This window comes from Paraburkholderia bannensis NBRC 103871 (genome assembly GCF_000685015.1).
Lineage (GTDB): Bacteria > Pseudomonadota > Gammaproteobacteria > Burkholderiales > Burkholderiaceae > Paraburkholderia > Paraburkholderia bannensis.
Genome location: NZ_BAYA01000018.1, coordinates 139,981 through 154,287, shown reverse-complemented (window position 1 = coordinate 154,287; position 14,307 = coordinate 139,981). Strand labels below are relative to the sequence as shown.

At 62.9% G+C, this 14,307-nt stretch carries 12 protein-coding genes and 1 riboswitch; of the genes, 6 read left to right on the top strand and 6 right to left on the bottom strand.

What is annotated here, in order from left to right:
- The first annotated feature begins 189 nt into the window (after nt 1-189).
- Nucleotides 190-1,545: a hypothetical protein gene (locus BBA01S_RS45295; RefSeq protein WP_052391894.1), complete on the top strand. Its 1,356-nt coding sequence runs from the start codon at nt 190-192 to the stop codon at nt 1,543-1,545.
- Nucleotides 1,546-1,596: 51 nt separating this feature from the next.
- Here BBA01S_RS45295 and BBA01S_RS25880 read toward each other — a convergent pair whose 3' ends face one another.
- From BBA01S_RS25880 to BBA01S_RS25860, 5 genes are all read right to left on the bottom strand, one after another.
- Nucleotides 1,597-2,673: an MBL fold metallo-hydrolase gene (locus tag BBA01S_RS25880; RefSeq protein ID WP_027818983.1), complete on the bottom strand. Its 1,077-nt coding sequence runs from the start codon at nt 2,671-2,673 to the stop codon at nt 1,597-1,599.
- Between the two features lie 24 nt (nt 2,674-2,697).
- Nucleotides 2,698-3,354 (bottom strand): peroxiredoxin, encoded by a 657-nt coding sequence (locus tag BBA01S_RS25875; protein WP_027818982.1) that lies wholly within the window; start codon nt 3,352-3,354, stop codon nt 2,698-2,700.
- Between the two features lie 737 nt (nt 3,355-4,091).
- A complete protein-coding gene (locus BBA01S_RS25870; RefSeq protein ID WP_084162544.1) occupies nt 4,092-6,023 on the bottom strand; it encodes a TonB-dependent receptor domain-containing protein in 1,932 nt (643 codons plus the stop codon).
- A gap of 96 nt (nt 6,024-6,119) precedes the next feature.
- Nucleotides 6,120-6,325: riboswitch (cobalamin riboswitch) on the bottom strand.
- A gap of 156 nt (nt 6,326-6,481) precedes the next feature.
- Nucleotides 6,482-7,084 (bottom strand): UbiX family flavin prenyltransferase, encoded by a 603-nt coding sequence (locus BBA01S_RS25865; protein ID WP_042297904.1) that lies wholly within the window; start codon nt 7,082-7,084, stop codon nt 6,482-6,484.
- Nucleotides 7,077-8,627: a UbiD family decarboxylase gene (locus BBA01S_RS25860; RefSeq protein ID WP_084162552.1), complete on the bottom strand. Its 1,551-nt coding sequence runs from the start codon at nt 8,625-8,627 to the stop codon at nt 7,077-7,079. Before BBA01S_RS25860 ends, BBA01S_RS25865 begins: the two co-directional genes overlap by 8 nt.
- A gap of 119 nt (nt 8,628-8,746) precedes the next feature.
- On the opposite strand from BBA01S_RS25860, the gene BBA01S_RS42805 reads away from it, so the two are divergent.
- Nucleotides 8,747-9,625 carry a LysR family transcriptional regulator gene (locus BBA01S_RS42805; protein WP_052391893.1) on the top strand — a complete coding sequence of 293 codons (879 nt, stop codon included), beginning with the start codon at nt 8,747-8,749 and terminating at the stop codon, nt 9,623-9,625.
- A gap of 33 nt (nt 9,626-9,658) precedes the next feature.
- Here BBA01S_RS42805 and BBA01S_RS42800 read toward each other — a convergent pair whose 3' ends face one another.
- Nucleotides 9,659-10,693 carry a LysR family transcriptional regulator gene (locus BBA01S_RS42800; RefSeq protein ID WP_084162543.1) on the bottom strand — a complete coding sequence of 345 codons (1,035 nt, stop codon included), beginning with the start codon at nt 10,691-10,693 and terminating at the stop codon, nt 9,659-9,661.
- A gap of 264 nt (nt 10,694-10,957) precedes the next feature.
- On the opposite strand from BBA01S_RS42800, the gene BBA01S_RS46110 reads away from it, so the two are divergent.
- The 4 genes from BBA01S_RS46110 to BBA01S_RS25830 all read left to right on the top strand — a co-directional run bounded on the left by BBA01S_RS46110 (nt 10,958) and on the right by BBA01S_RS25830 (nt 14,105).
- The gene (locus tag BBA01S_RS46110) at nt 10,958-11,914 is read left to right on the top strand and encodes a hypothetical protein (RefSeq protein ID WP_052391892.1); all 957 of its coding nucleotides are present in this window, start codon (nt 10,958-10,960) and stop codon (nt 11,912-11,914) included.
- 9 nt (nt 11,915-11,923) lie between these two features.
- The gene (locus tag BBA01S_RS25840) at nt 11,924-12,337 is read left to right on the top strand and encodes a DUF4279 domain-containing protein (protein WP_027818977.1); all 414 of its coding nucleotides are present in this window, start codon (nt 11,924-11,926) and stop codon (nt 12,335-12,337) included.
- A 158-nt stretch (nt 12,338-12,495) separates the two neighbouring features.
- Nucleotides 12,496-13,575 (top strand): tartrate dehydrogenase, encoded by a 1,080-nt coding sequence (locus BBA01S_RS25835; protein ID WP_027818976.1) that lies wholly within the window; start codon nt 12,496-12,498, stop codon nt 13,573-13,575.
- Nucleotides 13,576-13,751: 176 nt separating this feature from the next.
- Nucleotides 13,752-14,105 (top strand): hypothetical protein, encoded by a 354-nt coding sequence (locus BBA01S_RS25830; RefSeq protein WP_027818975.1) that lies wholly within the window; start codon nt 13,752-13,754, stop codon nt 14,103-14,105.
- Nucleotides 14,106-14,307 lie beyond the last annotated feature (202 nt).

Below are 14,307 nucleotides of genomic sequence, written 5' to 3'. Positions count from 1 at the left end.
TGGGGCAAGCATCCACGTTGATCAGGTCATGGCGTGTCCTAATGTGTCGCGCAGGGTGGCTGGCGGGCGGTGCGCTGGATTAGGACGCGGTTTGTCCTAATCGGGTGGAATGATGCTTCTCGTCGCGGAACAGGGAATGAATGCGCGACGCAACGAATGACACTGTGAATGACGCTACGGGGCCGGGCAATGACGAAAGACGACTACATCAAGAGCGAAATCGTTGAGCAGTTTATTAAGTGGATGAACGCGAAACTGGATTGCGAAACGTTTGCGCATAGCTATTGGATGCGTAAGCGGAATCGACAATGGTCGTGCACCAGCGTATTCGACGCCTATGAAAAATATGATTGGCCGCATCGCGGCGTAGAGGCGCTCGGGGTGCCTGCGGGTCATACGTTTGAATCGAATTCGCAGGCGCTTGAGGCATTGCAAAAGGCGCTGGTCGATGCACTGCTCAAGAATGACGACAAGCGCGCCTGCGAGATTCTGTGCGCGTTGATGGGCTGGGGCGGCGTGCGCGCGGGCAATGTCAGCTGGTTGACGGCCAATCAGGAGGGGCTCGCCGGGCTGGTCGCGACGATGCGCGATGCGCTCAACGCTGGCAGTACGGAGCATGCGCTTCTGGCGTCGAATACACTGCGTTTCAATTCCGGCATGAGCAAGGCTTATTCGCTTGTCTGCAATGGGTTCGTGATTTATGACAGTCGGGTGGCGGCAGCGCTAGGCATGGCGATAGCCAAATTCTGCGCTGAACAAGATCTGGAATCAGTGCCTGCCGAACTGCAATTTCCGTGGGCCCCGGCCAAGAGCGCGTCGAACGCCGTGAATCCGCCGCTGCGGGATCCGCGTCAGGGCCCGTTCGACTTTCCGCGTCTTGCTGGTGCGAAGAAATATGCCGCGTGGAACCTGCGTGCGAGCTGGCTGCTTGCAGCCATCGCGAAGCGGGCAAGTGGCGGCGAAAGCGGCTTCGCGAGGATCGAGTCCGATGCGCGCAGGTTGCGTGCGCTGGAGGCGGCGCTTTTCATGATTGGGTATGACCTCGTGCGCAGCGATCAGGCGACGGGCGATCGCGAAGGCGCTGTGAGTGTTGAGCCGGCACCCAAGCGGCCTCGCAATCACGACGGCGACTGGATCGAAGGCTTTACGCCGTCGTACAAAAAGCGCTTTGAATATCGGATTGAAGAGGATCGAATCAAGATTAATAGTCCACTGGCTTTCAGGGATGAACGCGTCAATGCGACGGTGCAAATCCTGTACGCGCAGTTTGGAACGACGCCGTTTCCGCTCGCCAACAACTGGAAGAAAGTGCGCAATAAAACTGAACAAAAGGGCGTTGGCATGGCATATAGCGACGCTGGCGGATCCAATGCGCCTGACACGAGCAAACTCTCGGCGATTCTGGAGGAATACGAAGTTTTTATGCCATGCTTCGACCCGCCGGGCGCTGGACGCCACTGGACGCTCAACACTGATGCACTCGGCCTGGTCGACGGCAAAGTCAACATCCGCCCGTGGCTAAACGAACGTCGCAACGACGAATAAGCCTGCCGTATTTACCAAGCGTCGCCGCCCTCAGCAATTCACGCGGCGACGCTACCCCGCCGCCGTGCCTGCCGCCACTGGCAATCCTTCGGCGCGCCAGCGCAGCATTCCGCCCGCCAGGTTCGCGACCTGCGTAAAGCCTGCCTTGCCGAGCAACACGCTCGCCTGCGCCGACCTCACGCCCGAACGGCACACCGCTACAACAGGCCGCTCGCGATCGAGTTCGTCGATACGCCCCATCAACTGCGAAAGCGGCACCAGCTTTGCGTCAGGCAAGTGCCCGAGGCAATCGATAAACTCGGCCGCCTCGCGCACATCGACGACCTGCCATTCCCGCGCGTGTTCGAGCAGCGTCATGGGCTCGATTTCCCATACGCCGCTAAAGCGCAGCGTGAGCGGCGCCCACTCGGGCGTTTCGTGCACGGGCGCGTCGCCATCGGGCTTGCCGCAGCGCATGTTCGCGGGCACGGCGACGGCCATCAGCTTCGGATGCGGCAGGTTCAGGTTGTTCATGTAACCCGAGAAATCGCCGATATCGACATCGCCGCCCAGGCGCGGATTGAAGCGCCGTTCCTCGGCCACGCTCGTGACCGTGATGCCGCGATAGTCATGCGCGGGATAGAGCAGGCAATCGTCGGGCAAGCTGAGAATCTGCTCGCGCACCGATGCGAACAGCTGCTCGGGGCTGCCGCCCTGGAAATCCGTGCGGCCGCAGCCGCGGATGAGCAGGCTGTCGCCGGTGAACGCCATGCTGCGGTCGTCCAGCACGTAGGTCAGGCAGCCGGCGGTATGGCCGGGCGTCGCGCGCACGTCGAGATGACGCTGGCCGAACGTGACGCGATCGCCCTGTTGCAAGGCACGATTGACGCCTTCGGCGCCGACGACCGAGGCGAGCGCGATGTCGCTGCCGCTGCGCTCGCGCAGCCGCCAGGCGCCGGTGACGTGATCGGCGTGGACGTGGGTGTCGAGTGTCGCCACCAGCTTCAGGCCCAGCTCCTGCACAAGCGAGAGGTCGCGCGGCACCTGTTCGTAGACCGGATCGATCAGCAGCGCCTCACCGCTGGCGGCGTCGCCGAGCAGGTACGTGTAGGTCGACGAAACAGGATCGAAAAGCTGGCGGAAGATCATCGCGCGCCTCTATCGCAAAGGGGCTCAGCCCGGCTGACGCGTCGTGCGCAGATACGGCTTGATGGTCTTGAAGCCGGGGAAGGACTTTTCGGCTTCCTCATTGCTCACGGCGGGCGTGATGATGACGTCTTCACCGTGCTTCCAGTTGACCGGCGTGGCGACCTTGTATTGCGCCGTCAATTGCATCGAATCGAGCACGCGCAGGATCTCGTCGAAGTTGCGGCCGGTGGTCATCGGGTAGGTGAGCATCAGCTTGATTTTCTTGTCGGGGCCGATGATGAAGACCGAGCGCACGGTTGCGTTGGTTGCTGCGGTGCGGCCTTCGCTGGTTTCGCCTGCGTCGGCGGGGAGCATGTTGTAGAGCTTGGCGACGGCGAGGTCGGTGTCGCCGATCATCGGATATTTGACGGCTGCGCCTTGGGTCTCTTCGATGTCGGCGGCCCACTTTTCATGCTCTTCGACCGGGTCGACCGAGAGGCCGATCAATTTTGCGTTGCGGCGCGTGAATTCTGGCTCGATTTTCGCCATGTAGCCGAGTTCTGTCGTGCAGACAGGAGTGAAGTCCTTTGGGTGCGAGAAGAGGATCGCCCATTGGTCGCCAATCCAGTTGTGGAAATCGATCGTGCCTTGTGTCGTGCGTGCTGTGAAGTTCGGGGCGATGTCGTTGATGCGGAGTGACATGGTTGGCTCCAGCCTGTGGAAGGGGGGCCCGGGGTGGGCCTTTCTGGAGTATGGCGCACAAAGGCGGTTTTTGGGAGTTGGGTGGTGGGTGGGGTTTCTTTTGATTATGTTCGCAATCTTTTTTTTGGTTGTTTGTTCTTGGGGTGTGGGCATTTCCTTGAGGTCGTGTCGGTCTATTAGCGTTGCCCCTGTGCGGGGCGGCACTTACTTTCTTTGCCGCGGCAAAGAAAGGTAAGCAAAGAAAGCCGCTCAAACCGCCAGTGTGACGCAGTCCACCACGCGCCCACCAGGGGAGTGGTGACTGGGCAGCGCTCGCTTCTCGCACCACACAACAGAGTGGTGACGCCCGCACATCCCGTTGCTCGCTGCGCTCGCAACGGCAGGGTATGCAGGGGAAACCAACGGTTTTGACTGCGATGGCGGCACGAAAACGCCTGCAAACCAAGGGGTTTTGTTATGCCCAACGGGGCGCTTGCGCCCCCGGATGTGCGGGCGCCGCCTATCCGTTATACGGCGAGAGATGCGAGCAATGCCCAGTCACCACTCCGCTAAAAGCCGAGAGGTGGACTGCGTCACACTGGCGGTTTGAGCGGCTTTCTTTGCCTACCTTTCTTTGCCGCGGCAAAGAAAGTAGGTGCCGCCCCGCACAGGGGCAACGCTAGCAGACCGACACGATCACAAGGAAATGCCCACACCGCCAGGAACCACGAAAGCAAACCTCAACGTCCCGACCACCCTCAAAACGTATAACTAACCTTCCCAAACGCAGTACGCCCGAGCGAGTTATACCCATAGGCCGTCACATACTGCCGGTTAAAAAGATTGGAAACCGAAGCAGACAAAGCGAGATGCGCATTCACCTGATAAGAAGCGCGCAGCGCGACGGTAAAGAAAGAGGGCAGATAGATCGAATTAAACTGATCATCAAACGTAGACCCGTTATAGAGCAACGAAACGCCGGTACTGAGTGCATGCAGATGCAACTCATCCCAGGAGTGATCCACATTCAGGCTAGCGGTTTGCCGAGGCCGTCGATTGAGCCACGTCTGGTCTGCGACATCCTGCGGATTGAGCAGGCCCACAGAAAGACTCACAGGCGTCGATTTCCCAAGCGTTCCCTTATACGAAAGATCGACGCCTTGAATATGCGCGCGCCCAACGTTCACAGGCAGGAACGTCTGCGAATCATAGGCAATCAGGTCATGCACCCGCGTGTCATAAATCGCCGCGGAGAACGTCCCAAACGAAGTGTTTGCATCAATAGCCGCTTCGACCGTATCGCTACGCTCCGGCAGCAAGTCAGGATTCGAATAGCCCGGATAATAGAGATCATTGAACGTAGGCAAACGAAACGCGTTGCCATATGAAACGCGCGCCGTATAAACCGGCGTAATAGCCCACGAAAGCGCAGCGTTACCCGTATTCACCGCTTGCCCCTGCACGATTTCATGCCGTCCCGCGAGGAACAGCGTCACGTCGCCAAGCGTTGCTGCCTGGTGCAGGGAAAAGGCGGAGTCGTTGCGCGCAGGCAAGCCGCTCGGTACATCGACGGGCAAGTACGCCTGCTCGCGCGTGAAGTCGTAAGTCAGCTTTGTTTCGCCGGACAAAGGCAGCCCAAACAGCACATGCCCGGTCTCCTGGTGCGTAATCGACGTCGATGTACTCAAACGCGTCGAATCGATTTCATCAGTCGCAATCGCAGGATCGTTCGCGTAGAGAAATTGCCGATCGTTCGCATAGCCAATCGACTGATCGAACTGCGTGGTCGGCGTGATATCCAGATGGAATGCAAGCCCCGTCGTCAGTTGATGATCGAGCTGGCGATCCGCGCCACCGAGGTTGTCGTAAGAAAGATCGGAACGGTGATAAAGCATGAAGGTCGAGATCGACCAGTTACCGTGCGCGTAACCCAGCCGCGCATTCACGTCCTGCGCGTGATACGGGTTGCGGCCGTCCTCGTGGCCATACGCGCCGGGTTGCGTCGCGTCGATGCCCGCCGTGTTGTAGTCGTGCACGCCCAGCGCGTAAGTCACGCCGCCGAGCGCGGCAAGCGGCCCGCTCGACGGCAGCGTGCCGGAGGTGCGCAACTGCGTGTCGAAGGTCTTGTTCGAGCCGCCGCCGAACGACACCGTCGTCTGGTTCGGCAGGTTCGACGCGTGGCGCGTGAAGAGCTGCACCACGCCGCCCATCGCGTCCGCACCGAACGAGGCGGCCGCAGGCCCCGAGATCACTTCGACACGATCGAATGCCGATGTCGGCAGGTCGGCCCATTCGGCGGTGCCCGTCGTCGCGGAGCCAATGCGGATGCCGTCGATGAACACGGCCACCTGGCTTGCCGACGAGCCGCGAATGCTGACCGTCGCCAGCGATCCCGGGCCGCCGCTTTGCGAGACCGTCACGCCCGGCAGGGTGGCGAGCGCCTGGGTGATGCTGGGATCGGCGGGCGAGAGGCGGTCGAGGTCTGCGCGCGTGAGCACCTGGGTGCTCGCGTAGCGACCGTCGAACGATTGCGGCAGATGCTGCGTGTCGCCGGTCACGAGGATGTTGGGCAGCGTGGTGTCGTCGGCGTGCGCAATGTGTGAGGCGCTGGCCGCGATCACGGCAACAGCGAGGGCCAGATGACGGCGCCCGCCGCGCGGCGCGGTGGCCGCGGTCGAAAAGGTGAACATGAATCGAGTCCTGAGGTCGGTCTGTCCTTGCAACGAGCAGCCGCGCGCGGTGGCGGGCGGCGCTTGCGCATCGGGACACCCCGCCCGTCGCGGCTGCGTGGACCTCGGTCGATGGCAGGTCTCCTGGCTCGCGGGTCGTCGTCCATGCCGGCCTTCCCGGCACCCGGTGCGGGTTGCCAGTGGCGCGTGCGGCATGGACTCGCCGTTCACAGTTGCGGGGGCAGCCGCAGCCTGACGGCGCGTGCGCCGCTTCTGCGTTCCCTTTTGATTCCCTTGCGGGAAACCATCAGCGCGCAAGGGTAGGGGCGCTGGCGCGCAGCGTCAACCGCTTTTTTGCGCTTCGATTAAAAGACCTCAATGCGCCGATTCACCGCAAAACACAGAAGCTGCGCGCATGCTCAGGATCGCCGTGTCAGGCGCGGGCCGCCGTGGCCCGCTTCACGCGCACAGATGGGCAATCAGGCCGCGCGAACATGCTGCATATCGCGCCATGCCTCGATACGCTCGGTATCCAGGCCGAACTGGTCGAGCGCGCGGCTCACCGAATGATCGACCATCTCCTCCAGGCTTTGCGGCTTCGCATAGAACGCAGGCACCGGGGGAAACACGACCGCGCCCGCCTCGGTCACCGTCGTCATGTTGCGCAGGTGGATCAGGTTCAGCGGCGTTTCGCGCACCATCAGCACGAGCGGCAGGCGTTCCTTGAGCACCACGTCGGCGGCGCGCGTGAGCAGCGTGCTGGTGACGCCCGAGGCGATCTCGCCGACCGTGCGCATCGAGCACGGCACCACCAGCATGCCGAGCGTGCGGAACGATCCCGACGAGATCGACGCGCCCACGTCCGCGATCGCATGCACGTGATCGGCCAGTGCATGAACCGCATCGCGCGAGAGCGGCGATTCGTATTCGCGTGTCAGTTCCGCCGCGCGCGACATCACCAGGTGCGTTTCCACGCCCATTTCGCGCAGCAGGCGCAGCGTGCGCTCCGCATAGATGAAACCGGTCGCGCCGGTCACGCCCACGATCAGGCGCTTGCGTCCGTCGAGTGCCCGCTTACTCATGATCTTCGTCCTCCTGATCGTTGAACAACGTCGGCGCCCACGGACGCGGATCGACTTCCATGAACTTCGCACGCTCGAATTCGCCGCGCAGGTGGAAGGGCGCCGTGCAGTCGAACACCGTCTTGCAGGTCACGCCGCGCGCGGGCAGCGCCGGATTGAACTCGGGCGTCTGCGAGGGATCGAGCACGTGGCCGTTCACCTTCGGCAGCAGCATCGTCGATACGTCGCCCTGGTAGCGCGTGGTCATGGCCCAGAGGACGTCGTCGCTATCGAAGGGATCGACGTCTTCGTCCACGAGGATCACGTGCTTGAGTTCCGAATACACGCCCAGCGCGATGATCGCGGCCTGGCGCGCGCGCCCGTCGTCGAAGGCGTTGCGCTTGTTCACCTGCAGCACCGCGAGCAGCTTGCCGCCGCCGGCCGTGTGCGCGTAGACCTGGCTCACGAAGCCCGGCATGGCCGCTTCCACGGCGTTGTAGATGCTGGCCTCGGTGGGGATGCCCGCGAGGTTGGTGTGCTCCTCGCCGGGGCCGACGAGCGTCTGCATGATCGCGCCGTGGCGCATCGTGACGGCCTTGACCTTGATGACGGGCAGCGAGGGATTGGCCGGGCCGTTGTAGCCCGGAAACTCCGGCATCGCGTGACCGGTGTGCGTGTTCTGGTCTTCGACCACGCGCACGTTCGGCAGGATTTCGCCTTCGATCACGATCTCGGCGCGTGCAATCGACTTCTGCGCGACGCTCACGCAATCGACGAGTTCGACCGGCGTGCCGCGCAGGCCACCCGCGATCGACAGCTCGTCGAAGCCGAGCGGCGTGGTCGGCGCTTCGAAGCACGCGCCAATATGGATCGCCGGGTCGAGGCCCATGTTGATCGAGACGGGCAACGCTTCGCCGCGCGCTTCGGCCTTCTGGCGGAAGGCGTCGATATGGCGGCCCGGCGCGAAGAAAATCGAGAGTTCGTCGCGGTTTTGCACGCACAGACGGTGGATCGTCACGTCGGCGTGGCCCGTGTCGGGATCGCTGCCGAGCACGAGGCCGAGGCACAGGAACGGGCCCGCGTCGCTCGTCGTGTTGGTCGGCGCGGGAATCAGCTTGCGCAGGTCGAAATCGGGATCGCTCGCGAGGTGCACGGTCTGCTGGCAGGGCGCGGCGTCGCGCGCCACGGTGACGGGCGCGATGGCGTTGCGCACCGCGTCGGCCATGCGCTGCGTGAGGCGGCGCGGCGGCGCGTCGAGCAGCATGCCCACACGCTTGCGGCTCGCCATCAGGCCGACCAGCACGCGGCTGTGCGGATAGCCCTTGATGTTATTGAAGATCATCGCCGGGCCGAGGCGCGTGGGGCGCTCGACGGTGCCGCCCGCGCCGATGCGCTTGTAGACGCCCGCGAGTTGCGCATGCGGATCGACTTCGTGCGAGGTTTCGATGAGCTGGCCGGGCGCGGCGGCAAGGCGCGCCAGCGCGGAGCGCAGGTCGATGACAGGGGCGTCGGCTGCCTCGGCTGCGTGGGAATCGTGTGCTGCGGAATCGTTGATCTGTTGCATGGTAAAGCCGTCCATCGGGTTGCTGATGGGCTCTATTTGACCCCTTGCGAACGATTGAATCAATAAATCGAAAGCCACGTTTTTGATAAGATAATCTTATCTATAGAACGAGGCCGACGATGGATTTTCGCCACTTCCGCACCTTCGTGATTGCCGCCGAGGAACTGCATTTCGGCCATACGGCCGAGCGTCTGGGCATCGCGCAGCCCGCCGTCACGCAGCAGATCAAGGCGCTGGAATCGCAGCTTGGCTTCAAGGTGTTTCATCGCGTGCGGCGCGGCATCGAGCTGACCACGGCGGGCGCCGTGTTTCTCGATCACGCGCGCGCGGCGCTCGCGCAGGCCGAAACCGCCGTGCTGGCCGGACGTCGTGCGAGCCGCGGCGAGCTGGGCAAGCTCTGCATCGCCTACGCGAATTCGATCGTGCTGGAGCCGGAGCTTCCGGCGCTGCTCAAGCGCTTCACGCAGGCGCGGCCCGAAGTCGAACTGGAGTTGCGCAGCGTGTCCGTGCAGGAGCAGATGAGCGCGCTCGCGGATGAGCGCATCGACGTGGCGTTTCTGCGCTCGCCGCCGGGCGCGCTGCCGGGCGCCATCCGCATCACGCCGTTTTCGCGCACGCCGCTCGACCTGGTGCTGGCGCGCGATCACCGGCTGGCGCGGCGCAAGCGCGTGAGCCTGCGCGAAGTGGCCGACGACCGCCTGATCGTCGTCGATGATCCACCGGGCGTGGGCCTGGGGCATCGCGCGCTGGAGCTATGCCTGGAAGCGGGATTCGAGCCGTCGAGCGTGCTGCGCACGACCGATTCGGTGGGGGTCATGCGCTTCGCGGCGGCGGGGCTGGGCGTGGGACTCGTGCCGCGCACGCTGGCTCGCTTCGACGTGGAGGAGGCGGTGTTCAAGCCGCTGGCGATGGCCAACGGCTATAGCGAAGTGGTGATCGCCACGCGCGCCTACGATCGCGCGGCGGCTACGCGGGCGCTGCTGGAGATGGCGGGTTGACCGGGCGTGTTTTAAGCGCGGTTTGAGCGTGATTTAAGCGCGTTTGGGCGTTCTGGCACGCGGCCTGGCGGGGGCTTTCGCTGCAACCTTCTTCGCAACTTTGTTCGCGACATTTGCGGCGGCCTTCTCCGCAGCCTTTTCCCCGGCCTTCACCGCGACAGGCGGCGGCAATTCGCGTGCGGCCCACTCGCGCACCGCCTGCGCGAACAGCCGCAACGCCGTGGGCGGGTGACGGTTCGCGGGGTAGTAGAGACACAGGCCCGTCATCGACGGACTCCATTGCGGCAGCAACTGCACGAGCCGCCCCTCGCGCAGAAGCTCGCTCACGAGGTCTTCCGGCACCCACGCCACGCCAATGCCTGCCACGGCCGCTTCCACCATCAGGTTCAGGTTGCCGAGCGTGAGCGGCCCGTCGACGTCGATGCTTGCGCTCTTTCCCCGATGCTCCAGATCCCAGTGATAGATCGCGCCGCTTTCGAAACGGAAGCGGATGCAGCGGTGCGCGAGCAGATCGTGCGGCGCGCCGGGCGCGGGATGATCGGCGAGATAGGCGGGCGACGCCACGGCCACGAAGCGCAGGTCGGGCCCGAAACGGATCGCCACCATGTCGCGCGGCACGTCCTGCATGACGCGGATGCCCGCATCGAAGCCGCCTTCGACGATATCGACCATGCGTGTATCGACGACGATCTCCACACGGATCTCGGGATAGGCGCGCAGAAAGTCGGGCAGCACGTGGCGCACGAGCGGGCGCGACGCCGACTCGGATGCGCTGATGCGGATCGAGCCGGACGGACGGCTGGCAGCGGAGGTCAGCGTGTTGACGGCGTCGTCGAGATCCGCAAGCGCAGGGCCGACGCGTTGCAGAAACTGCTCGCCCGCCTCGGTGAGCGCGACCGAGCGCGTCGTGCGGTTGAACAGGCGCACTTGCAGACGCGCTTCCAGCACGCGCATGGCGTGGCTCAACGCGGACGGCGAAACGTCGAGCGTGCGCGCCGCTGCACGGAAGCTGCGTGCCTTGGCGATTTCGACGAAGGCTGTGAGTTCGGACAGCGCGGCGCGTGACATAGGTGAATTTGGCTCAATGCTTTATCAGCGGTAGAGCCGATTGATGAGTGGGATGTCGCACTTTACACCGCGTGGAGGGGGGCGAGCAGATCGAGCCGCCTGCGCTGCGTTCAACCTGAACGATCTTGAACGTTCTCGCCGACAAGTCCAATCGCGGAGGCACGCGCGAATGCGATCTGTATCAAATGCACGGTGGTCGAGATAGCGCAAGGTCAGCTGCCTGGTGGCGTGCTATTAAACACGCCTCAACCAGACGGAGGTGACATGTCGTTACCCGAATGGGGCAGTTCTTTTAACGCGCTCTACGTGCCGCTCAAGGGCGGTTGGCAGTGCGCGCTAGTGCCCGCTCGCGATATCGAAGACGTAGACCGTGGCTGTCGACTTTCATACGAGGAGCGCCAGAAAGCGCGAAACGCGCGCGAAGAACAGATGGAGCAGGACAGGCGGGATTTCGAGCAACTGTTCCGGGTGAGCATCGCTCGCCGTGCTGCGCGTACCTCAGGCGATTTCAGCGCCTACGCAGACTTCATCGGCAAGCATGTGCGTGGACGATGGCACAAGCCAATCGACGGCGAAGACATCACGCGCATTCTTCGCGAAGCAGTGCGAGATGGCCTGATTGTCCCTGTCATTGATCGTGACTGGCGTGGCAGTGTGGGCGTATCGAAGCGCTACGCGCCACAAACCTGGGGCGAAACGTATCGAAGCGGAGGCGGGGACGCAGTGGCCGCCAGTCCGCGCGGCAAGACATTTCATCAGTCGGTGATGGAATCGATGGGCCTTGATGCCGACGGCGCCACGGCCTACATCGAAAAGTACAACGCAATGGTCGAACGCATCGACGCAATCCAGGCCGCGAACGCTGCACGGCGTGCTGCCGCTGCGGCGGCCAGCTATGACGACGACTTGCTCGGTGCAGTGGAAGCGGCAGCCGGGGCGGCGCCCGGCGACGGCGACGATTCAACGCCGCTCGGTGACGCGCAGCCGTTCGACTATCAGCCTGATATGCCGGATGGGGATGCGGAGGATCTGGCCGGTACAACAAACGAAAAATACGCACGGAAGATGTTCGGCTACGACAGTTCCACCTTCCGGGACATGATCCACAGATTCAAGAAGACCAACGGCATTGGCCCGAATGACGACCTTGAATTTGAGGAGAATGGGGATGTGTATTTCAATGGCGACTACATCGATAACTTTCATAGCTACGACAACTGAGGGGCAGGAATGATGGAAAAACTTGCCGCAGCGAGTTTTACGATAACGGGAGATCGTGTCACGCCAGAGTGGTGGACACGGTATTTTGGGGTGCCGCCGGACGTGGCCGTGACCAAAGGAGAGCCGCTCAAGGATGCGACAGGCCAAGGCCGACTGTTGGCTAGACGCACAGGTGTCTGGGGCATTGACAGCGAAAAGGCCGTGCGCAGTGATCGACTGGAGCCACACCTGCGATATCTGGTTGAGCGGTTGGCGCTGCCCCGGTCAGACCTGAAGGCGCAGATAGAACACGCTGGCGCGAAGGTGCGCTTTTTCTGCTTCTGGGTCAACGAGAGCGGCAACCGCGTCCCCGATGTGCCCGACGATATCCGCGCCATGATGGCGTCCATGGGCGGCACAGTCGAGATCGACGAATATCGTTAGCGCGCGCCGGGCATCTCCGACGCCCTCCGCTTTCTTCACGAATCGTGTTTAATGTCTCCACGCCTCGGGGGCTAATGTTTGAGCGTCACCTGAGGCATGCTTGCAGCTATCGAAGCGCGTCAACGGGGCGCGCCGCAATGAGCAATGGAGAACGAGACATGAGCAAGACCTACCGCATCGCGGCGATCGCAGGCGACGGCATTGGCCAGGAAGTGATGCCCGAGGGCGTGCGCGTGGTGCAGGCCGCAGCCGCGAAATTTGGCCTGTCGATCGAATTCACGCATTTCGACTGGGCCAGCTGCGACTACTACCTCGAACACGGCAAGATGATGCCCGACGACTGGTTCGCCACGCTCAAGGGCTTCGATGCGATTTACTTCGGCGCGGTGGGCTGGCCCGACAAGGTGCCCGATCACATCTCGCTGTGGGGCTCGCTGCTCAAGTTCCGCCGCGAATTCGACCAGTACGTGAACCTGCGTCCGGTGCGCCTGCTGCCCGGCGTGCCGTGTCCGCTGGCCAACCGCAAGCCGGGCGACATCGACTTCTTCGTGGTGCGCGAAAACACCGAAGGCGAATACAGCTCGGTGGGCGGCAAGATGTTCGAAGGCACCGACCGCGAATTCGTGCTGCAGGAATCGGTGTTCACGCGTCAGGGCGTGGATCGCATTCTCAAGTACGCATTCGAACTGGCCAACCAGCGCGGCCGTAAAAAGCTCACGGCGGCGACCAAGTCGAACGGCATCTCCATCAGCATGCCGTACTGGGACGAGCGCGTAGCCGCGATGGCCGAGGCCTATCCGGACGTGAAGTGGGACAAGCAGCACATCGACATCCTGTGCGCGCGTTTCGTGCTGCAGCCGGATCGCTTCGATGTGGTGGTCGCGTCGAACCTCTTCGGCGACATTCTTTCCGACCTGGGCCCGGCGTGCACGGGCACGATCGGCCTGGCGGCGTCGGCAAACCTGAATCCGGAGCGCAACTTCCCGTCGCTGTTCGAGCCGGTGCATGGCTCGGCGCCCGATATTTTCGGCAAGGCGATTGCGAACCCCATCGCCATGATCTGGTCGGGCGCGATGATGCTCGACTTCCTCGGCAACGGCGACGCCCAGTTCAAGGCCGCGCACGACGCGATCATGCAGGCGATCGAAACGGTGCTGGTGGAAGGCCCGCGCACGCCGGACATGGGCGGCACGGCGAGGACGGGCGACGTGGGGCTGGCGGTCGCGCAACAGCTCTAAGTCCGCTTGAGTCCATTTGAGGCAAGGCATGTCTGGACGGCAGGGAACACGGCTTCGTGGCCGCGTTTCCTGCCGTTTTCGTTTGTCGGCGCATGTTGCCGCCCGCATTTTCAAGATGACCTCGCGCCCAATCGGGTTAGCTTTGCCGTTTTTCAGGCACGAGCTGGGAGTGAGGGATGCGTGACAATGGGGAGGTGGCGCAGCGCCTGAGCGAGGCGATGCGAGCGGGTGCGAGTGGCACCACGTCGGAACTGGCGCTGTGTGCGCAGGCCGATGTGCGCAGTGTGCGCGCGATCCTGCGGCTGTGGCTGGACGCGGGCCTGGTGCATGTGGAGGAAGTGATTGCGCCACGGCGCACGTTTGTTTATCGCTATGGAGGAGCGTTGCCCGGGGCGGTGACTGCGGCGGCTGCGCCCCGCAGCCGGTCGCGATCGGTGACCGAGACGCCGCCGGATCGCTGGCCGCAACTGGATCCGGATCTGGCCGCCGCTGTCGATGCAATGGTCAGGGTGCATTCGCGCGAGCGATGACGCGGCTCGATTCGCCATTGGCAATTGCCGGCAATCTTTTCCCATATATAACGGCAAATAATTCATGCGGCATATATTAATCCGCAATTAATACCTCTATTAACAACTCTTTCCCGAAATCGATTTTCCGGGCGATAAATAGGTCAGCGTGAATTGATTGGCACGATAAAATCCCGTGGCGTGTAACGCGACAGACCAGAAC

Bases quoted from the DNA above. Each gene is read 5' to 3' on its own strand.
- BBA01S_RS46110 (WP_052391892.1), top strand. From the start codon at position 10,958: ATGTCGTTACCCGAATGGGGCAGTTCTTTTAACGCGCTCTACGTGCCG.
- BBA01S_RS42800 (WP_084162543.1), bottom strand. From the start codon at position 10,693: ATGTCACGCGCCGCGCTGTCCGAACTCACAGCCTTCGTCGAAATCGCC.
- BBA01S_RS42805 (WP_052391893.1), top strand. From the start codon at position 8,747: ATGGATTTTCGCCACTTCCGCACCTTCGTGATTGCCGCCGAGGAACTG.
- BBA01S_RS25835 (WP_027818976.1), top strand. From the start codon at position 12,496: ATGAGCAAGACCTACCGCATCGCGGCGATCGCAGGCGACGGCATTGGC.
- BBA01S_RS25830 (WP_027818975.1), top strand. From the start codon at position 13,752: ATGCGTGACAATGGGGAGGTGGCGCAGCGCCTGAGCGAGGCGATGCGA.
- BBA01S_RS25880 (WP_027818983.1), bottom strand. From the start codon at position 2,673: ATGATCTTCCGCCAGCTTTTCGATCCTGTTTCGTCGACCTACACGTAC.
- BBA01S_RS25875 (WP_027818982.1), bottom strand. From the start codon at position 3,354: ATGTCACTCCGCATCAACGACATCGCCCCGAACTTCACAGCACGCACG.
- BBA01S_RS45295 (WP_052391894.1), top strand. From the start codon at position 190: ATGACGAAAGACGACTACATCAAGAGCGAAATCGTTGAGCAGTTTATT.
- BBA01S_RS25865 (WP_042297904.1), bottom strand. From the start codon at position 7,084: ATGAGTAAGCGGGCACTCGACGGACGCAAGCGCCTGATCGTGGGCGTG.
- BBA01S_RS25870 (WP_084162544.1), bottom strand. From the start codon at position 6,023: ATGTTCACCTTTTCGACCGCGGCCACCGCGCCGCGCGGCGGGCGCCGT.
- BBA01S_RS25840 (WP_027818977.1), top strand. From the start codon at position 11,924: ATGATGGAAAAACTTGCCGCAGCGAGTTTTACGATAACGGGAGATCGT.
- BBA01S_RS25860 (WP_084162552.1), bottom strand. From the start codon at position 8,627: ATGCAACAGATCAACGATTCCGCAGCACACGATTCCCACGCAGCCGAG.